Origin of the sequence: Solimonas sp. SE-A11 (assembly GCF_030345715.1) — a bacterium.
In the GTDB taxonomy this organism is placed as follows: domain Bacteria; phylum Pseudomonadota; class Gammaproteobacteria; order Nevskiales; family Nevskiaceae; genus Solimonas_A.
The window spans coordinates 14,333-32,919 of record NZ_JAUASX010000013.1 but is presented as its reverse complement, the minus strand read 5'-3'; the positions used below and the strand labels follow the sequence as shown (position 1 = coordinate 32,919).

At 69.6% G+C, this 18,587-nt stretch carries 21 protein-coding genes, 1 pseudogene and 1 riboswitch; of the genes and pseudogenes, 6 read left to right on the top strand and 16 right to left on the bottom strand.

The features are described from left to right. Positions 1-11: 11 nt before the first annotated feature. The 4 genes from QT386_RS15200 to QT386_RS15185 form a co-directional block, all read right to left on the bottom strand. Entirely contained in the window at positions 12-893 is an 882-nt protein-coding gene (locus tag QT386_RS15200; RefSeq protein ID WP_289274604.1) for an SGNH/GDSL hydrolase family protein, read from the bottom strand. Between the two features lie 75 nt (positions 894-968). Next, positions 969-1,562 carry an SH3 domain-containing protein gene (locus QT386_RS15195; RefSeq protein ID WP_289274603.1) on the bottom strand — a complete coding sequence of 198 codons (594 nt, stop codon included), beginning with the start codon at positions 1,560-1,562 and terminating at the stop codon, positions 969-971. A 251-nt stretch (positions 1,563-1,813) separates the two neighbouring features. Continuing rightward, entirely contained in the window at positions 1,814-2,440 is a 627-nt protein-coding gene (gene ycaC / locus QT386_RS15190; protein ID WP_289274602.1) for an isochorismate family cysteine hydrolase YcaC, read from the bottom strand. Between the two features lie 90 nt (positions 2,441-2,530). Then, a complete protein-coding gene (locus QT386_RS15185) occupies positions 2,531-3,406 on the bottom strand; it encodes a pirin family protein (protein WP_289274601.1) in 876 nt (291 codons plus the stop codon). Between the two features lie 126 nt (positions 3,407-3,532). Here QT386_RS15185 and QT386_RS15180 point away from each other — a divergent pair, with 126 nt between their 5' ends. Continuing rightward, positions 3,533-4,438 carry a LysR family transcriptional regulator gene (locus tag QT386_RS15180; protein WP_289274600.1) on the top strand — a complete coding sequence of 302 codons (906 nt, stop codon included), beginning with the start codon at positions 3,533-3,535 and terminating at the stop codon, positions 4,436-4,438. A gap of 89 nt (positions 4,439-4,527) precedes the next feature. After that, complete coding sequence (locus QT386_RS15175; protein ID WP_367401451.1) at positions 4,528-4,944, top strand: nuclear transport factor 2 family protein; 417 nt, start codon at positions 4,528-4,530, stop codon at positions 4,942-4,944. On the opposite strand, the gene QT386_RS15170 is transcribed toward QT386_RS15175, so the two are convergent. From QT386_RS15170 to soxR, 4 genes and pseudogenes are all read right to left on the bottom strand, one after another. After that, positions 4,931-5,503 (bottom strand): rhomboid family intramembrane serine protease, encoded by a 573-nt coding sequence (locus tag QT386_RS15170; RefSeq protein ID WP_289274599.1) that lies wholly within the window; start codon positions 5,501-5,503, stop codon positions 4,931-4,933. The two genes, QT386_RS15175 and QT386_RS15170, sit on opposite strands and share 14 nt — an antisense overlap. A gap of 9 nt (positions 5,504-5,512) precedes the next feature. Beyond that, positions 5,513-5,797, bottom strand: a pseudogene (locus QT386_RS15165) (DapH/DapD/GlmU-related protein); the annotation flags it as partial. Positions 5,798-5,839: 42 nt separating this feature from the next. Continuing rightward, positions 5,840-6,373, bottom strand: coding sequence for a methylated-DNA--[protein]-cysteine S-methyltransferase (locus QT386_RS15160; RefSeq protein ID WP_289274597.1), 534 nt, complete (start codon positions 6,371-6,373; stop codon positions 5,840-5,842). 47 nt (positions 6,374-6,420) lie between these two features. Then, the gene (gene soxR, locus QT386_RS15155; protein ID WP_289274596.1) at positions 6,421-6,873 is read right to left on the bottom strand and encodes a redox-sensitive transcriptional activator SoxR; all 453 of its coding nucleotides are present in this window, start codon (positions 6,871-6,873) and stop codon (positions 6,421-6,423) included. Positions 6,874-7,008: 135 nt separating this feature from the next. Between soxR and QT386_RS15150 the strand changes: the two genes are divergently transcribed. Further along, complete coding sequence (locus QT386_RS15150; protein WP_367401450.1) at positions 7,009-7,935, top strand: NADP-dependent oxidoreductase; 927 nt, start codon at positions 7,009-7,011, stop codon at positions 7,933-7,935. Further along, complete coding sequence (locus tag QT386_RS15145) at positions 7,932-9,299, top strand: MFS transporter (RefSeq protein ID WP_289274594.1); 1,368 nt, start codon at positions 7,932-7,934, stop codon at positions 9,297-9,299. The genes QT386_RS15150 and QT386_RS15145 overlap by 4 nt, the downstream gene beginning before the upstream one ends. Positions 9,300-9,428: 129 nt before the next feature. On the opposite strand, the gene QT386_RS15140 is transcribed toward QT386_RS15145, so the two are convergent. From QT386_RS15140 to QT386_RS15110, 7 genes are all read right to left on the bottom strand, one after another. Continuing rightward, entirely contained in the window at positions 9,429-10,295 is an 867-nt protein-coding gene (locus QT386_RS15140; RefSeq protein WP_289274593.1) for a DMT family transporter, read from the bottom strand. Beyond that, positions 10,292-11,113 (bottom strand): sterol desaturase family protein, encoded by an 822-nt coding sequence (locus QT386_RS15135; RefSeq protein WP_289274592.1) that lies wholly within the window; start codon positions 11,111-11,113, stop codon positions 10,292-10,294. The genes QT386_RS15140 and QT386_RS15135 overlap by 4 nt, the downstream gene beginning before the upstream one ends. A gap of 238 nt (positions 11,114-11,351) precedes the next feature. Next, positions 11,352-11,861, bottom strand: coding sequence for a DUF3106 domain-containing protein (locus tag QT386_RS15130; protein ID WP_289274591.1), 510 nt, complete (start codon positions 11,859-11,861; stop codon positions 11,352-11,354). Beyond that, positions 11,845-12,042, bottom strand: a complete 198-nt coding sequence (locus QT386_RS15125) for a hypothetical protein (RefSeq protein WP_289274590.1) — start codon at positions 12,040-12,042, stop codon at positions 11,845-11,847. Before QT386_RS15125 ends, QT386_RS15130 begins: the two co-directional genes overlap by 17 nt. Next, positions 12,035-12,385 carry a hypothetical protein gene (locus QT386_RS15120; RefSeq protein WP_289274589.1) on the bottom strand — a complete coding sequence of 117 codons (351 nt, stop codon included), beginning with the start codon at positions 12,383-12,385 and terminating at the stop codon, positions 12,035-12,037. The genes QT386_RS15125 and QT386_RS15120 overlap by 8 nt, the downstream gene beginning before the upstream one ends. Next, the gene (locus QT386_RS15115; protein WP_289274588.1) at positions 12,382-12,966 is read right to left on the bottom strand and encodes an RNA polymerase sigma factor; all 585 of its coding nucleotides are present in this window, start codon (positions 12,964-12,966) and stop codon (positions 12,382-12,384) included. The genes QT386_RS15120 and QT386_RS15115 overlap by 4 nt, the downstream gene beginning before the upstream one ends. Beyond that, positions 12,938-13,345 carry a hypothetical protein gene (locus QT386_RS15110; protein ID WP_289274587.1) on the bottom strand — a complete coding sequence of 136 codons (408 nt, stop codon included), beginning with the start codon at positions 13,343-13,345 and terminating at the stop codon, positions 12,938-12,940. The genes QT386_RS15115 and QT386_RS15110 overlap by 29 nt, the downstream gene beginning before the upstream one ends. Positions 13,346-13,632: 287 nt before the next feature. Between QT386_RS15110 and QT386_RS15105 the strand changes: the two genes are divergently transcribed. Next, the gene (locus QT386_RS15105) at positions 13,633-15,822 is read left to right on the top strand and encodes a primosomal protein N' (RefSeq protein WP_289274586.1); all 2,190 of its coding nucleotides are present in this window, start codon (positions 13,633-13,635) and stop codon (positions 15,820-15,822) included. Positions 15,823-15,947: 125 nt separating this feature from the next. Here the strand turns inward: QT386_RS15105 and QT386_RS15100 are convergent, their stop codons facing one another. Then, a complete protein-coding gene (locus QT386_RS15100) occupies positions 15,948-16,523 on the bottom strand; it encodes a TMEM165/GDT1 family protein (RefSeq protein ID WP_289274585.1) in 576 nt (191 codons plus the stop codon). Positions 16,524-16,531: 8 nt separating this feature from the next. After that, a riboswitch (yybP-ykoY riboswitch) is annotated at positions 16,532-16,702 on the bottom strand. A gap of 85 nt (positions 16,703-16,787) precedes the next feature. On the opposite strand from QT386_RS15100, the gene argS reads away from it, so the two are divergent. Continuing rightward, positions 16,788-18,587 (top strand): arginine--tRNA ligase, encoded by a 1,800-nt coding sequence (gene argS, locus QT386_RS15095; protein ID WP_289274584.1) that lies wholly within the window; start codon positions 16,788-16,790, stop codon positions 18,585-18,587.

The following is an 18,587-nucleotide window of genomic DNA, read 5'->3' as shown; positions in this document are numbered from 1 at the left end:
GCGGCGGAGTGCTATTTCCGCGCCGCTCCCAGGAACGCATCGAGTCCCCGAGCGATCGCCGTCATGCCTTCCAGCGTCGGATGCAGCGGCGCGCCCAGCAAGCCCTTGGCCGGGCGCCTGCCATTGGCCCAGGGCTCCGGCGCACAGACATCGTGCCCACGGGTCAGGCGCTCGGCATCCAGCAGCAAGGCCCCGTGCCCCTCCGCCGCGGCATAGGTCACGTCCGCCAGCTTCTGCGCCATCAGCCGCATCTGCGCGGCTTGTTCCTCGCTGAGACCGAGCCGCTCGCAACTGCCCTGTTCCGGCAACAGCGTCTGGTAGTTCACCAGCACCACCTGGGCCTTCGGTGCACGGCGGCGCACCTCGTCGATGATGGCCCCCAGCCGGTCCAGTAGCGGAACCAGCTTCAGCTCGGTCTCCTCGAGGCTGCGCACGCGACAGCCACCAAGGCGGCGCACCAGCCAGGACGTGTCTTCGTTGCAACCCATCGCCATCATGTTGCCGAGGTAGGCGATGTCGTTGCCGCCGATGGTGATCGTGACCAGCTCGGTGTCGGCCGTCACCGCATCGATCTGCGCCGGCTGCATCAGCTGGCCACCTTCGAGAATATGGTGCGTCGTGGCGCCGCCGCAGCTCACGTCCACCAGCGACAGGCCGCGCTGCCGGGCAAACTGGTGCGCGTAGTTGTCGCGGGATCTCGCACAGAACCAGGGGCTGTTCTCGGCCGCCGAACTGATGGCGGGACCGGCCGCGAAGGAACTTCCCATGGCCACGTACTGCGGCCGGCCTTGCGTCGGTCGGCCTTCCAGGTAGACATGCAGCACCAGCGCGGCCAGCAGCAGCGCCAGCCCACCGAAGGTCCACCGCGCGACGCGGGCTGATCTGCTACTCATGTGGTTCTTCTTTCGTGGAAGCGCAAGCATCCGGCCGGCAGCGGCCATGGCGGAAACGCGCGCCTCAGGGCAACGTCAGGTTGCGGGCCCCAGCAGCGAGGCGGCTACCCAGCCCTGGCGACCGTCGCCGATGGTGATCTCCTGCCAAGCCCGGCCGTCGAATTCGCGGGCATCGCCCAGCAGCATCACCTCGGTTCCGCGCTGCAGGGTGAACAGGCGATCCTGGCCGGGGTTGGCCCGCACCACCGCGCTGTTGGCGGCGATATAGGCATGCGACGAACGCTTCGGTGCCGCAACGTCCCTGGGAGCTTCAACCACCTCGGCGACCTCGGCGGCTGCCGGAGCGGGCGCTGCCGCCGCCGGGGCCTGCCGCCTGATGGCGGCCTGCACCGACGGACGCTGCAGCCGGGCAACGTCCAGCTTGAGCTGGGCGATCTCGGCCCGCGCCGCACGCTGGCTTTGAGCCTGGCCTTGCAGCAGCGCCGCCTGCGCCACGATCACGGCCGACGCCAGCAGGCAGACCACCGTTGCCGCAATCCCCATGCGCTGCAGCAGGCGGCTGCGGGCCTTCTGGAAAAACTCGTCCCGGATGTCGCCGATCTCGCGCCAGAGAAACGCGACCAGAAGCACGATGGCCACGACCGTGGCCACGGCAAGAATCATGGTCATGATTTTTCCCTCCCCAACCCAACCCAACAAGCTTCTTATACGTACGCCGTCGCCGGGGCGGCAATGATAAATCCCGCCTACAGCGGCGTTGCGCCACCGGGCATTTTCCACGGCGGGCGCTGCGACAGCTTGGCCGGCATCCTAATGCCTTGATCCTGCGGGTGGAACCACCCTGGGACCGAGGGCCGGTTCATGGGGAGGCCAGGCCGGACGGCGATGAACGTCCACCGCCATCCGGCCCGCCACACGGCTTATTTCTTCGCAGCCTGCGCGCTGTAGCTGGTCATGAGGTTGCGATAGTCCGGGATATGCGCCGAGAACAGCGCGCCCAGTCCAGCCACGTCGTTGCGCCAGTCGCGGTGCAGCTCGCAGGCCGCGCCGAACCAGGTCATCAGCTGCGCGCCGGCCTGCGACATGCGGTCCCAGGCGGAGTGGCGCGTGATCTCGTTGAAGGTGCCGGAGGCATCGGTGACCACGAACACCTCATGGCCTTCCTCCAGCGCCGACAGCGCCGGAAACGCCACGCAGACCTCGGTGACCACGCCGGCGATGATCAGCTGCTTCTTGCCGGTGGCCTTCACGGCCTTGACGAAGTCCTCGTTGTCCCAGGCGTTGATGTTGCCGGGGCGGGCGATGTACGGCGCATCCGGGAACATCTCCTTCAGCTCCGGCACCAGAGGGCCGTTGGGGCCGTGCTCGAAGCTGGTGGTGAGGATCGTGGGCAACTGGAAATAGCGGGCGAGGTCGGCCAGCGCCAGCACGTTGTTCTTGAACTTGTCCGGGTCGATGTCGCGCACCAGGGACAGCAGGCCAGCTTGGTGATCGACCAGCAGCACGGCAGCGTTGTTCTTGTCGAGGCGGACGTAGGGTTTGCTCACGGATGACTCCTTGGATTTTTTGTGGGTCTAGGGGGTGTAGCGATGACAAACAGAAAAGCCCCGGGACCTGTCGGGCCCCGGTGGCCGGTACTACGCCGTTGCCGGCGAGATGCTTCCGAAGCTGCCGCTGTTGAAGTCCTCGATCGCCTCGGCGATCTGGGCCTCCGTGTTCATCACGAAGGGGCCGTAACCGCGGATCGGCTCGTTCAGCGGCTCGCCGCTGAGCAGCAGCAGAGCCGCCTCGTTATTGGCCTCCACCATCACGTCGGCACCCTCGCGGTCGAGCACGACCAGCCGGCCTTCACGGGCGACTTCCGCGCCGTTGATCTCCACCGTGCCGCGCAGCACCACCAGGGCCAGCGTGCGGCCTGCGGCCACCGGCAGGCGCACGACGCCACGGGCGTTCAGGCGCAGGTCCCAGACGTCCATCGGGCTGAAGGTCCTGGCCGGGCCCCGGCTTTCGCCGTACTCGCCGGCGATCACCCGCAGCCTGCCCGCACCGTCCGGCATCTCGACCGCCGGAATCTCGCGATCCAGCAGGGTCTGGTAACCCGGCGCGGCCATCTTGTCCTTGGCCGGCAGGTTGACCCAGAGCTGCACCATCTCCAGCGTGCCGCCGCTGCGCGCGAAGTCCTCCGAGTGGAATTCCTCGTGCAGGATTCCGGAGCCCGCCGTCATCCACTGCACGTCGCCGGGGCCGATGCGGCCGCCCGCGCCGGTCGAGTCGCGGTGCTCCAGCTCGCCCTGGTAGACGATGGTCACGGTCTCGAAACCGCGGTGCGGATGCTCGCCGACGCCGCGGCGGTGCGGCGTGGCGGTGAACGGCGCCGGGCCGGCGTAATCCAGCAGCAGGAAGGGGCTCAGCTGCTCGCCATGAGTCTGGTATGAGAACAGCGAGCGCACCGGGAAGCCGTCGCCGACCCAGTGCCGGCCGGGGGTGCTGTAGACGCCAAGAATCTTCTTCATGACCTTCTCCGTTTCAGGGCCTCGACGAGGTCCTTTCGATGACGGAGAAGGTATATTCAGGACGATGGCCGCAGTAGACGGCATTTTTTATACTCAGCGTTCTGCTATTGGAACGATAAGCTAGCCATGCAGGACCTGAACGACCTCTATTTCTACGCCCAGGTGGTGGACCACGGCGGCTTCGCGCCCGCCGGCCGGGCCCTGGGCCAGCCCAAGTCCAAGCTCAGCCGCCGCGTCGCGCTGCTGGAGGAGCGGCTCGGCGTACGCCTGATCCAGCGCTCCTCGCGCCGCTTCTCGGTGACCGAGGTCGGCCAGAACTACTACGCGCACTGCAAGGCAATGCTGGTGCAGGCGGAAGCCGCGCAGGAATCCGTGGAGATGACCCGCTCCGAGCCCTGCGGCGTCATCCGGCTGAGTTGCCCGGTGGCACTGCTGCACGCGCGCGTCGGCACCATGCTGGCCGACTTCATGGCGGGGAACCCACGCGTCGAGGTCCACCTGGAGGCTACCAACCGCCGCGTCGACGTGGTGGCCGAGGGCGTGGATATCGCCATTCGCGTGCGCTATCCGCCGCTGGAGGACAGCGATCTCGTGCTCAAGGTGCTGGCGCAGCGCAGCCAGTGCCTGGTGGCCAGCCCGGCACTGCTGCAGAGGCTGGGGCCGGTCACCACGCTGCCAGACCTGAACCGCTTGCCGACGCTGGACCTCGGCCCTGCACGCCCCGACCACGTCTGGCGCCTGATCGGCCCCGACGGCGCCGAGGCCGCCATCCACCACCGCCCGCGCCTGGTGACCGACGACATGGTTGCGCTGCGCACCGCCGCCGTCACCGGCGTCGGCATCGTGCAGTTGCCGACGCTGGTGGTGAGCGAGGAAATCCAGGCTGGCCGCCTGGCGCAGGTGCTGCAGGGCTGGGCACCGCGCAAGCACGTGATCCATGCCCTGTATCCCTCGCGGCGCGGACTGCTGCCGGCGGTGCGCGCGCTGCTGGATTTCCTCGGCGAGCGTTTCGACGCACTGCGCGAGGATTGAGCGGGGCCGCGCACAGGGCTTAGAGTCGGGCAGCCCTGGGGCAAGGAGATCGCATGACCGCAACCGAACGGCTGCTGGCACTCGAGTAGATCAAGGCGCTGAAGGCACGCTACTTCCGCGGCGTGGACTGCAAGGATGCCGCCGTGCTGCGCGCGGTCTTCGCCGATGGTGCCGAGACCGACTTCCGCTCCGAGTCGCCCACCGGCGATCCCGCCTTTCACCAGCACGATCCCGACGCCTTCGTGCAGAACACGCTCCATATCCTGGAAGGCGTGGACACGATGCACCTCGGCTTCATGCCCGAGATCGAGTTCCTGTCGGACGACGAAGCCCAGGCACGCTGGCCGATGAGCGACCGCCTGTGGCTACGCCCGGACGCGCCCGCACGCCTGCCGTTCCTCACGCTGGAAGGCTGGGGCTGGTACCACGACCGCTACCGGCGCGATGCCACCGGCTGGAAGATCGTCTCCACCCGGCTGCAGCGCGCCAAGGTCATCGTCGGCTGAAGCGCCGACGCCCGCTCAGCACCAGCAGGCCGCCGACCAGGCCGCCCAGGTGTGCGAAGTGCGCCACGCCCGCCAGCGTGCCGGTGACACCGGCATACAGTTCGAAGGCCGCATACAGCAGGACGAACAGCGGCGCCGGCAAGCGGATCGGCGGAAACAGCAGGATCAGCTTGCGGTGCGGGAACAGGATCGCGTACGCCGCCAGCAGGCCGAACAGGCCACCCGAGGCGCCGACCGTGGGCACCGGATCACTGAAGCTCACCGCCACCAGCTGCGTCGCCGCCGCCGCCAGCACGCTCACCGCATACAGCCAGACATAGCGCAGCGAGCCCATCGCGGATTCCAGCTCGCGGCCGAAGGTCCAGATGCCCAGCATGTTCACGCCCAGGTGCAGCAGGCTGCCATGCAGGAAGGCGCTGCTGACCACCTGCCAGGGCTGGAAGCCCTCGCCCAGCGGCCACAGCGCGAAGCCGGGGATCAGGCCGTCCGGCGCCTGCGTCTGCAACACGAAGATCGCGATGTTCGCGGCCAGCAGGAAGAAGGTGACGGGCGTTCTCATGCGCATACGCTACGGCATCGGACCCTGTGCCGTCTCGTCCGGTTCCAGCGCCCGGATCACGCGGCAGGGGTTGCCCGCGGCAAGAACACCCTCGGGTATGTCGCGCGTCACCACGCTGCCGGCGCCGATAATGCTGCGCGAGCCGATGCTGACGCCCGCCAGGATCAGCGCACCGCCGCCCACCCAGACGTCCGAACCGATCCGGATCGGCGCGCCGAACTCCTGCTCGCGGCGCAGCTTCGCCTCGGTGGGATGCAGCGGCGTCAGGATCTGCACGCCGGGGCCGAACAGCGTGCAGGGTCGAATGCCGGCCTCTCGGTCGGATGGGTCAACGCGCTAGAACAACTCCTGCTGCCCCCTGCCGCCGGACTCGATGCGCAGGATGCGCTTCTTGGTCTCCACGCCGCCGTGCGCGGAAAAGCCGCCGCTCCACTCGCCCGCACCGAGGATGCGATGGCAGGGGATGACGATGGGGAAGGGATTGGCGCCCAGCGCCCGGCCCACGGCACGCGCCGCGTCCGGATCGCCCAGCGCCGTCGCGAGCTCGCCATAGGTCCGGGTCTGTCCGGGCGGGATCGCGCGTGCCAGTTCGTAGACTCGCAACGCGAAATCCCGCAGACCTTCCAGGTCCAGCGAGATCTCCATCAGGTCGCGGGGCGCGCCGCCGAGCAGCGCGACGATGCCATCGATGGCGGACTGCACCGGCGATGGCGGCAGCGCTTCCTCCAGCTCCGGGCGACGGCGCCGCAGGCGCGCCAGCGTGTGACGGTCGCTGGCCTCCGGCAGTTGCGTGGCCAGCAAGCCGTGCTCGCCCCAGGCGATGCCGCAGCGGCCGATCGGCGTGTCGAACAGGCAGAGTCCTTGGTTCATGGCGGCAGTCTGGCGCAGGTCGCGGAGGATTACTTGCCGATTCTTGCTCAGCGCTTCTTCTTCACCAGGCGCCGCGGCCCGGGGCCTTCGGCGGCCAGCTTGTCGGAGGGGTTGCGCAGGCGGCAGCGCTCGATCGATAGGCAGCCGCAGCCGATGCAATCGGTGAGCTGGTCGCGCAGCCGCGTCAGCTGCTCGATGCGCGCATCGAGCTCCGCGCGCCAGTTGCGCGAGAGCCGCGTCCAGTCGGCCAGTGTCGGCGGGCGGCCCTCAGGCAACTGCGACAGGGCATCGCCGATGGTCTCCAGCGGAATGCCCACGCGCTGCGCCACGCGGATGATGGCGACATGGCGCAGCGTGTCGCGCGTATAGCGCCGCTGGTTGCCGGCATTGCGGCGGCTGCGGATCAGCCCGCGGCTTTCGTAGAAATGCAGCGTGGACACCGCCACGCCGCTGCGCTCGGCCACCTGGCCGACGCTGAGTTCGTCGAAGAGTGATGGCATGCCTTGACCTCAACTTAACTTGAGGTTCTATGCTGGCCCCATGCCCTTGAGAGGTCAAGCCCGAGGTTGAGCATGAACAGCCCTGTCGTCGTCGTTCCCAAAGCCCTGCGCACCCGCCGCCCCGCGGCCGCCACCATGCGGGCGCTGCTGCTCGACGAATACGGCGGCCCGGAGGTGCTGAGGATCGGCCAGCGTCCGCTGCCGGAACCCGGCCCCGGCGATCTGCGCGTGCGCGTGGTGTCCGCCGGCCTGCAGCCGGTGGATGCGGCCGTGCGCCGCGGCTGCTTCGCGCACGGCGGGGCCTTTGCCTCCACGCTGCCGCTGACGCCCGGCAACGAATTCTCCGGCGTGGCGGACCGCGTGGGCACGGGCATCGGCCACTTCCGCGTCGGCGAAGCGGTGCTGGGCTGGACGCTGCTCAATGCCTGCGCCGAATACGTCGTGGTGCCGGCGGAGCAAGTGCTGCACAAGCCCTCGATCCTGCCCTGGGACGAAGCCGCGGCGCTATCCGCCTCCGGGCAGACCGCGCACACCGCGCTGCAAGCCCTGGACCTGAAGCGCGGCGAGACCCTGCTGGTACACGGCGCCGCCGGCGGCGTCGGCACCATGGCCGTGCAACTGGCGCGGGCCCGCGGCCTGCGCGTGATCGGCACCGCCAGCGCGCGCAACCACGACTACCTGCGTGTGCTGGGCGCGGAGCCGGTGGAGTACGGTGCCGGCCTGCTGGAGCGACTGCGCAACATGGCGCCGCAGGGCATCGACGCGGCGCTGGACGCCGCCGGCGGCCAGGCGCTGTACGTGTCGCTGGAAGCGGTGCGCCTGCGCCGCCGCATCGTCACGCTGGTGGAGTTCATCAAGGCCGAGCTGTTCGGCGTGCAGGCCATCCGCAGCCAGCAATCCGCCGCACGCCTGGCCGAGCTGCTGCAGCTGCAGGCCCGCGGCCAGTTGCGCGTGCATGTCTCCGGCCGCTACCCGCTGGAAGACGCCGCCGCGGCCCATCGCGAGATCGAGGACGGGCATGTGCGCGGCAAGCTGGTGCTGCGCGTCGGGAGCGAGCCGTGAGCGAAGGCCTGATGTCGCGGCCTTACCGCGCGCTGACCATCGGCATCGTCGCGCTGATCTCGCTGATCGGCTTCGAGTACCTCGCCATCGCCACCGCCATGCCCGCAGTGGCGCACGCGCTGGACGGCCTGCCGCTGTACACGCTGGCCTTCGGCGGGCCGATGGCCGCGGGCGTGATCGGCATGGTGCTGTCCGGCAGCTGGAGCGACCGCCGCGGCCCGCGCGCGCCGCTGTGGCTGGGCGTAGCGGCCTTTGCCCTCGGCCTGTTGCTGGCAGGCCTGGCCCCGACCATGGCGCTGCTGGTGGCCGGGCGGCTGGTGCAGGGATTCGGCGGCGGCCTGATGTCGGTAGCGCTGTACGTGATGGTGGCGCGCGCCTATCCCGCCGCGCTGCATCCGCGCATCTTCGCCGCCTTCGCCGCGGCCTGGGTGGTGCCGGTGATCGTCGGCCCGGCGCTGGCGGGCTTCATCGTGGAGACCGTCGGCTGGCGCTGGGTATTCCTCGGCGCGGTGCTGCTGGCGCTGCCCGCCGCGCTGTTCGTGCAAGCCGGACTGCGCGGACGCGCACTGCAGGACACGCCCGCACCCACCGCCGCGCCCTCGCGGCTGCCCTGGGCGCTGGTCGCCGCCGTCAGTGCCGGCGGGCTGTGCTGGGCCGGCCAGCATCACCAGGCGCCCTGGCTCGCGCTGGCGCTGCTGGTGCTGGCCATCGCCGCGCGCCAGTTGCTGCCGCACGGCACGCTGCTCGCCCACCGAGGCCTGCCTGCCGTGGTGGCCTTGCGCGGACTGGTGGCGGCCGCGTTCTTCGGCTGCGAGGTCTTCATCCCGCTGCTGCTGTCCGGCGAACGCGGGCTATCGCTGACGCAGGCCGGCCTGGTGCTTACCGTCGGCGCACTGGGCTGGTCCGCCGGCTCCTGGTGGCAGGCCCGGCTGCGAGCGCCGTCGCGCGCGGTACTGCTGAGCGGCGGCATGATGGCGATCGTCATCGGCATCCTCGCGATCCTGTCCCTGTTGTGGCCGGCGGTGCCGTTGGCCATCGGCGTGCTGGGCTGGATCGGCGCGGGCCTGGGCATGGGCGTGGTCTATCCGACGCTGTCGGTGCTGACGCTGGAACTGTCGGCACCCTCGGAGCAGGGTAGCAACAGCTCCGCGTTGCAGCTCAGCGACTCGCTGTTCTCCGCCACCGCGCTGGCACTCTCGGGCGCCTTGTTCGCCGCGCTGCTGCCGCAGTCGGCATCGGCCGGCTATGCCGCCGGGCTGCTGCTGGCGGCGGGGTTCGCGATGGTGGGCGTGGTAGTGGCGGGGCGAACCGCGGAACCAGGGGACGGCAATGACTCTGCTTGCGTGCCTGCCTGGAAAGCTTGATGGAGTTGCCGTTCGCCCTGAGCTTGTCGAAGGGGGGCGGCAACCGATTGATCTCCGTTGGGGCACTCCGCCGGTGCTTCGATCCTTCGACGGGCTCTGGATCGGCACGAAGGGACTTTTCGGGAATTCCTAGTCGCTCTTCATCGCCCGCCGGCACCACAGGATGCCCGCCAGCACCACCGCGCCACCCAGCGCCTGCTGCAGGCCGAAGCGCTCGCCCAGCAGCAGCCAGGCAAAGCCCGCCGCCGCCAGCGGCTGCAGCAGCAGGCTCACCGACGAGAACGAGGCCGGCAGATGCGCGAAACCATAGGCGATCAGCCCCTGGCCCAGCACGTGGGACAGCAGCGCCAACCCCACCAGCACCCACCAGCCCTGCGCCGACTGCGGCCACAGCACCTCTCCCTGCAGCAACGCCAGCGGCAACAGCAGCACGGCGGCACTGGCGCTGGTCCAGAACATCACCGACAGCGTGGAGTGGAAACGCCGCTGGCGGCTCAGCACCAGCAGGTAGCCGGCGTAGAACAGCGAGGTCAGCACCGCCAGCAGGTCGCCGAGCAGCGTCTGCTGCGACACCTCCAGGCTGTCGGCCATCAGCAGTAGCGCGCCGAGCAGCGCCAGCAGGATCCCGCCGATGAAGGCCGGGCTGACGCGCTCCTGCCACAGCAGCCACGCCGCCAGCGTGACCCAGACCGGGGCCAGGTTGGTCAGCAGCGTGGAGTTGGCCACCGAGGTCCACAGGATCGACTGGTGCCAGACGGCGAGGTCGCCGACGAAGAACAGGCCCGCCAGCAGCAGCCAGACCAAGGCCCTGGGCGGCGTGGAGCGGAAGCCCTCGCCGCGCGCCATCAGCAGCGCGAACACCGGCGCCGCCAGCGCCACGCGCCAGAACGCGACCGCCGTGGGGCCGACATCCGCCAGGCGCACGAAGATCGGCGCCAGGCCGATCAGCGTCGCGCCCGTCAGCAGGGCCGACAGCGGCGGCAGCCTGAAGCTCAACGCGCCTTCCAGCCCTTGAGCATCTCGCCGTAGCCGCGCACCTCGGTGCCGAATCGGCGGTCCCAGAGCCCGAGGAAGCCGGCGTAGTTGCCGCGCACACGCGCATGGTGCGCGTCGTGGTGCAGCGCGCCGTCCGAGAACGGCAGCCAGCGCGTCGGTGACCAGGGGAAGGCGTAGCCGCAGTGGCCTTCCGCCGCCTCCCACTGCCGGAACAGGATCCAGATCCACAGCAGCGCCACGTGTGCGCCGAGCAGCGAGGGGCCGAGGAAGGCCAGGGAGCCGGTCAGCACGTATTCCAGCGGATGCATGTAGTGCCCGGTGATGGCCCAGGGCGCCAGCACGCGGTGGTGCCGGCCATGCACCTTGGACAGCAGCCAGCGCGTGTGCATGGCGCGGTGCATCCAGTAGTAGAGGAAGTCGTCCAGGTAGATGCAGAACAGCAGCTGCAGCGGGAACAGCCACCACCAGTTGGCCGGGATCGGCCCCAGGTGCACGCCGGACAGGCTCATCAGCGGCCAGGCCGCGGCGGTGAGCGCAAGCATGCAGAGGTTGTTGCGCGCCGAGGCCCACAGCGACTCGCGCACCATGCGCGGGCCCTGCACGAGGATGCCGCGGCGCTCCGCGTCCTCCTGCGACATCGTGCCGGCGCCGCGGGGATTCTGGATCTTCCATCGCCGCGCCCAGGCCGGGTCGCGCGCCGCCAGCGCCGTCAGCGGCAGCGCGAACGCCAGGAAGCCGAAGGCGCTGAGCAGGACGGTGGCGATGCCCACCCAGACGAAGCGCGGATCGGCATAGGCGGCGGCGAGGAACTCGGTCATGGCGCGCAGCTTACACCCGCGGCCGGGCGCCCCGGCCGGCAATCCGGGGTGCCGTCATGCAGGCCTTCACCGGCATGGCGGCACGCGACCCGGGGAAACTCTGGGGAAAGTTACCGTTCGCCCTGAGCTTGTCGAGGGGTGGGCGGTAACTCATTGACCGTCATCGGGGAAAAGTCCGCCCGCGCTTCGATCCTTCGACAGGCTCAGGATCAGCACGAAGGGATTTTTCGGAGGTTTCCTAGCGCGGCGGCCGCTCGCCCTTCGGCGGCTTGGGCGGCTTGCAGGGCTCGTCCGGCGCGCAGCCCAGCAGCTTGCGATCCTCGGCGTCCGGCGCGCGGCGCTGTTCGCGCAGCTCGTGGAAGCGCTGGCGGATGCGATCCTGTTCCTGCGGCGGCAGCCGACGGAACTGCTCGGCACGCTCGCGCAGCCGCTCACGCTCTTCCGGCGTCAGGCGGCGGAAGCGGTCGCGCTTCTCGCGCAGGTGCTTGCGCTCGTCCGGCGACATGCCGCGCCAGCGTTCCAGGCGCTGCCGCGCGTGGTCGCGCTCCTCGGGGCTCAGCTGCGACCAGCGCTCGGCGCCGCGCGCGAGACGGTCCTGCTTCTCGCCGGGCAGGCCAGCCCAATCGGCACGCATCGGCTCCAGCACTTCGCGCTGGGCGGGGCTGAGCTGGTCCCACTCGGTGGCCGCCTCGGCCGGGCCAAGCAGCAGCAGGCCCAGCAGGGCAACGAGGCTAGCGAAGCTTCGCATCGGGCTTCTCCTGGCGTTCATTCTGGTCCTTGTCCTTTACAGGAGCGGCGGCGCGCCCGTCGAGCAGGCTCTGCGCCGCCTCGTCCGGCCACTCGGCCAGGAACTCCAGCAGCTCCGCGCTGGGCGCGGCCGGCCTGGGCGGCAGCGCCGCCACCACCAGGAACATCAGCGCTTCAAGCACGGCCCGCCTCCCGGTCCAGCCACTCGTACAGCTCCAGGTCCTGGTAGAACTCCGGCGACTGCTCGTCGGTCAGCACGTCCAGCGCCTCGGAGGCCACCGTGGTGCCCGGCACCTGCGGCAGCGGGGCGGTGGTCGGCGTGCCCGGCAGCCACAGGGCGGCCACCAGCACCGCCATGGCGGTGGCCGGCACGGCCCACAGCCAGGGCCGGGCGGGTGCCTGGGCGGCATCGATCGCGCGGGCGCGGGCGGCGCGCAGCTTCGCGCGGGTCGCCGTATCCAGTTGCTCGCTGTCGCGCAGCGCGCGGCGCAACGCGTCCATCCGGTCGTCGTGTTCGTGGTTCATGGCCAGACCCCCTCCAGTTCCTGGCGCAGCGCGGCCAGCGCGCGGTGCAGATGTGTTTTGACGCTGCCATCGCTGCAGCCCATGGCGCGCGCCGTCTCCTCCACGCTGAGCCCCTCCCACAGGCGCAGCTCGAAGGCCTCGCGCTGGCGCGCCGGCAGCCCATGCAGCGCGCGTTCCAGGCGACGCATCTGCTCGGCACGCTGCAGCTCCTCCTGCGGCCCGGCGCCGGGTTCGGCGATCAGGGCCATCGGATCTTCTTCCTGTTCCTCGTCCCGGGCCGGCGCACGCCAGAAGAATAGGCGGTTCTTCACCGTCTGCCGGCGCTGCCAGTCGCGGATGCGATTCTCCAGGATGCGGTAGAACAGCGCCGGCCACTCCTCGGCGGGGCGGCCGGCATAGCGGCGCGACAGCTGCAGCATGGCGTCCTGCACCAGGTCCAGGGCCTCGTCGCGGTCGCGCGTGGCGATCTCCGCCATGCGAAAGGCGCGGCGTTCGACCGACGCCAGGAAGGCGTCGAGTGTCTGGAGATCGACGGTGCTCACCCCGCCGAGTTTACTGTCCAGCGTCGTGTTTACGGTCACGGCGGCGTTCAATGCGGTCACCCTTGGCGTCCAGGCGGTTTTCCACGCGCTCGCCCTTACGGTCCAGGCGGTCGTCCTTGCGGTCGCCGCGGCGGTCCAGGCGGTTCTCGCTCCGGTCGCCCTTCCTTTCCAGGCGCTCGGACCGGGGGTCGTTGCCATGGGCGGCGGCGCGGTCGGCCCGGCGTTCCATCCGGTCCTCGATCCGCTCACCCTTGGCATCCAGGCGGTCATTGATACGATCACCGCGGCGATCCAGGCGCTCCTCGATGCGTTCGCCCTTGGCGTCCAGGCGGTCGTTCACCGGGCTGTCGGCCAAGGCCGGCGTCGCGGAAAGGGCCAGCGCCATCAGGCCGAAAGCGGCGGATACTCGGCTTCTCATGGGACAATCTCCGGGGTGGTGTGCTTGAGAGATAAAACGTGCCAGGGCCCGGTCGGTTGACCGCCCGGATTTCGGTGCAGTGCAACATGCTTATGCACAACGGCGGTGCGTCACAAGATTCTGCGCGGTCAAGCCTTGACAGCTTCACAATGCAGCAATGTCGGTAGAAGTCACTGAATTGCATAAGCTTATTTTCGAACTTGCAGAGTCGGAAAGATGGCGCTAGCCCGCCCCCACATAGGCCTGGAATACCCGCCGGAACTATCCCCAAACTTATCCACAAGCCCGTGAGCCTCGAATTGGTGGCGGTTGCCGTTCCGGTCCCGCTCTACAAAACCTTCGACTACCTGGTGCCGTCCCGCCTGCGCGGACGGCTACAGGCGGGCATGCGCGTCAAGGTGCCTTTCGGGCGCCGGCATCTGGTGGGTATCGCCCTGGAAGCACCGCGCGAAGCGGGCATGGACACCGACGGCTACCGCCACGTCGAGGAGCTGCTGGACGAGGAAGCCCTGCTGACCCGCGAGGTCCTGGGGCTGGCGCGCTGGGCCGCCGACTACTACCGCCACCCGCCGGGCGAGGTCGCCTGGGCCCTGCTGCCCGGCAACCTGCGCCGCGGCCAGCCGGCCCGCCTGCCGGAAGACCCCGGCCTGCAGCTGACTCGCTCCGGCGCCGCCGCCCTGGGCGAACTGCCCTCTCGCAAGAAAGCCCTGCGCAGCCTGCTGCAGGCCCTGGGCCCCGGCCCACAGCCGCGCTCGGCCCTGCCGCGCGGTCCAGCCCTGGCCACCGCCCTGGAATCAGGCTGGGTGGAGCCGGTACCGGCCACCGCCCTGCCGTTCGCCCTGGCCGAAACCCCGCCGGAACTGACCCCCGAGCAAGGCGCAGCATTGGCCATGCTGCAGGAGGCTGCCGGTTTCGACGTGGCCCTGCTGCAGGGCGTCACCGGCAGCGGCAAGACCGAGCTTTACCTGCGCCGCGTGGCCGAGGTGCTGGAGCGCGGCGGCCAGGCCCTGGTGCTGGCCCCGGAGATCGGCCTGACCCCGCAGCTGGTGGCGCGCCTGCAGCAGCGCTTCGGAGAGGGGGTGGCAGCGTTCCACTCCGGCATGACCGACACCGAGCGCACCAAGAGCTGGCTGCGCGCCCGCAGCGGCGCCGCGCGGGTGGTGGTGGGCACGCGCTCCGCCGTGTTCCTGCCCTTCGCCCGGCTGGAACTGATCGTCATCGACGAGGAGCACGACCCCTCCTACAAGCAGCAGGAAGGCTTCCGCTACTCCGCGCGCGACGTCGCCGTGCTGCGCGCCCAGCGCCTGGGCATCCCGCTGATCCTGGGCAGCGCCACCCCCGCGCTGGAGTCGCTGCACAACGCCCGGACCGGCCGCTACCGTCGCATCGAGCTGGCCGCCCGCGTCGGCCGCGGCGCCCCGCCGCAGGTGCGCGCGCTGGACCTGCGCGGCCAATTGCTGCAGCACGGACTGTCCACGCCCCTGCTCGACAAGGTGCAGCAACACCTCGACGCCGGCGGCCAGGCCCTGCTGTTCATCAACCGCCGCGGTTACGCACCGATGCTGGTCTGCCACGACTGCGGCTGGATCGCGCCCTGCACGCACTGCGACGCACGCATGACCCTGCACCGCGGCCGGCGCCGCCTGATCTGCCACCACTGCGGCATGCAGCAACCCACGCCCAGCAGCTGCCCCAGCTGCGGCTGCAAGAACCTGCAGCCGGTCGGCGAGGGCACCGAGCGCATCGAAGACGCCTTGCGCAACCGCTTCCCGATGGTCCGCACCGAGCGCTTCGATTCCGATCGACTGACCAAGAAAGGCGAGCTGGAACAATTGCTTGCCGGCATTCACAACGGCGACATCCGGATCCTGGTGGGCACCCAGATCCTGGCCAAGGGCCACGACTTCCCCGGCCTGTCGCTGGTCGGCATCGTCAGCGCCGACCAGGCCCTGTACGGCGCCGACTTCCGCGCCGTGGAGCGCATGGGCCAGCTCGTCACCCAGGTCGCCGGCCGCGCCGGCCGCAGCGCCGGCATCCAGGGCGACGTCGCCCCGCCCGCCGAAGTGCTGCTGCAGACCCATGAGCCCGAGCATCCCGCCCTGCAGCAATTGATGCAAGGCGGCTATCCCGCCCTGGCCGAACTGCTGCTGGCCGAACGCGAAGCCACCGGCCTGCCGCCGTACTCCCACCTGGCCCTGCTGCGCGCCGAATCCACGGACGCCGGCCTGCCGTTGCGCTTCCTGGCTGCCGCCCGCGAGCTGCTGGAGCCGCATGCCGAGGGCGTGATGCTGTCCGACCCGGTGCCGGCGCTGATGGAAAAACGCGGCGGCTTCACCCGGGCCCAGTTGCTGATGCAGTCCGGCAGCCGCGCCGCGCTGCAGAAGCTGCTGGCGGCGTGCGTCACGCGGCTGGATGGGCTGCCCGAGGCGAGGAAGGTGCGGTGGTCGGTGGATGTGGATCCGGCGGACCTGTTTTAGCTCTCCACTTTTAGCGACTTTTAGCCGCTTTTCCAGAACCGTTCATGCCGAGTGCCGTAAAGCGGCGTATCGAGGCACACACGGCACCTCGATACGCTGCGCTACTCGGTGTGAACGGTTCGGGGTTAACCCGCCAGGCTTCGCCCAAACACCAGCGTCAGCACACCCAGCACCACGAACAGCCCCGCCGCCGCGAAGCGGATCGGCTTCAGCGGCAGCTTCGCCGCCAGGGCCGCGCCCAGGAAAACCACCGGCACGTCGGCCAGCAGCATGCCGGTGGTGGTGCCAGCGACCACCTGCAGCAGCGCGTCGTACTTCACCGCCAGCACGGTGGTGGCGATCTGGGTCTTGTCGCCGATCTCGGCCAGGAAGAAGCAGACGGTGGTGATCCAGAACACGCTGTGGCCGGCGCGCTGGGCCTCGCCCTCTTCCACGGTGTCGGGCTTGAGCGCCCACAGGCCCACGGCGATGAAGGAGAAGCCGACGATCCACGGCAGCCAGGCCGGGTCCAGCAGGCCGCGCAGCCACTGGCCGGCGATGCCCGCCAGGGCATGGTTGAACACGGTGGCGACGAGGATGCCGGCGATCAGCGCCCAGGGGCGATGGGGGAAACGGCTGGCGAGCAGCAGGGCGAGCAACTGGGTCTTGTCACCGATCTCGCCGAGGAACACGGCGCCGGTAGAGACGAAAAAGGCTTCCACTTTGAATACTCCGGCCGGGCGCGAAATGGACACAAGACATCCACGCAGGCGCCCGGCGGCGCAGCATGGCTGTCTTGGTCTCGCATGCCGGATTGGCTGGATGCACCATGGCCATGAGGGCCAAGTATGTTGACGCATCCCCCTGCCGAGGCAGGTCGCTACTCCCCAAAAACGGCCTCAACTATACCCAAACCCGCCCCGAAAACCCATGGCCGGGGCCCGGGCCGGCTACAATCCGCGCCTTAAACACCTGATTCAACGCTGATGAAAGCCCATTTGCACGATCTGCTGCGCGCCGCCCTCGACGCGCTGCTGGCCGAGGCCGGCGTCAACGCCGAGCCGGCCATCCAGCTGGATGCCACCAAGGACGCCAAGTTCGGCGACTTCCAGACCAACCTCGCCCTGCAGCTGGCCAAGCCGCTGGGACAGCCGCCGCGCGCGGTGGCCGAGAAGCTGGTGCAGAAGCTGCCGGCCTCGGCCCAGGTGGCCAAGGTGGAGATCGCCGGCCCCGGCTTCATCAACTTCTTCCTGAACAAGTCCGCCTTCCAGGCCGTGGTCGCGGAGGTGCTCAAGCAGGGCGCCGACTACGGTACTGATCGCAGCGGCAAGGCCGGCAAGATCATGGTGGAGTTCGTCTCCGCCAACCCCACCGGCCCGATGCACGTGGGCCACGGCCGCGGCGCCGCCTACGGCGACAGCATCTGCAACCTGCTGGCCGCCACCGGCTGGACCGTGTGGCGCGAGTACTACATCAACGACGCCGGCCGCCAGGTGGACATCCTGGCGATCTCGGTGTGGCTGCGCTACCTGGAACTCTGCGGCGTCACGCTGCCCTTCCCCAAGCGCGGCTACCCGGCCGACTACATCCGCCGCACCGCGCAGAAGGTGAAGGACGGCCACGGCGACGCGCTGAAGCGCGAAGCCGCCGCGGTGCTCGACGGCCTGGCCGCCGAGCCGGTGGTGCCCGAGGGTGCCACGGACAAGCAGAAGGACGAGATCAAGCTGCAGCAGGAGGCCTACGCCGACACGCTGATCCAGCGCGCGCGCAGCCTGCTGGGCGAGGGCTATGCCCAGCTGCAGCGCATCGCGCTGGACGACCAGCTCGGCGTGATCCGCAAGACGCTGTCCGACTTCAACGTCGGCTTCGACCAATGGTCCTCCGAAGCCGAGCTGGTGAAGAGCGGCTTCGTGCAGAAGGCCATCGGCCTGCTGCGCGAGAAGGGCCTGGTCTACGACAAGGACGGCGCGGTCTGGATGAAGACCGAGGCCTACGGCGACGAGAAGGACCGCGTGCTGGTAAAGGCCGACGGCGCCGCCACCTACTTCTGCAACGACCTGGCCTACCACGTCGACAAGCTCGACCGCGGCTGGAACCTGCTGATGGACGTCTGGGGCGCGGACCACCACGGCTACATCGCCCGCGTGCGCGCCGCCATCGAAGCCCTCACCGGCCGCAAAGACGCGCTCAACGTCCAGCTGATCCAGTTCGTCACGCTGTCGTCCGGCCGCATGGGCAAGCGCAGCGGCAACTTCGTCACGCTGCAGGACCTGATCGACGAGGCCGGCACCGATGCCACGCGCTTCTTCTACCTGATGCGCGGCCACGAGCAGCACCTGGAATTCGACATCGACCTCGCGCGCTCGCAGACTACCGACAACCCGGTGTTCTACGTGCAGTACGCGCATGCGCGCATCTGCCGCGTGTTCGACCAGCTCGCCGAGAAGGGCGGCAAGTTCGACCCCGCCGCTGGCCTCGCCGCATTGCAGCGCCTGGACAACGAGCACGAGAAGAACATCCTCACGCTGCTCAACCGCTACCCCGAGACGCTGCGTCGCGCCGCCGCGGACTACACGCCGCACACGCTGGTGTTCTTCCTCAAGGAACTGGCCGAGGGCCTGCACAGCTACTACAACGTGCACCGCTTCCTGGTGGAAGACGACGCCGAGCTGCAGAACGCCCGCCTGGCGCTGATCAGTGCCGTAGCGCAGGTGCTGCGCAACGCGCTGGGTATCCTGGGCGTCAGCGCTCCCCAAAAGATGTACCGCGAAGAGACGCAGGAATAA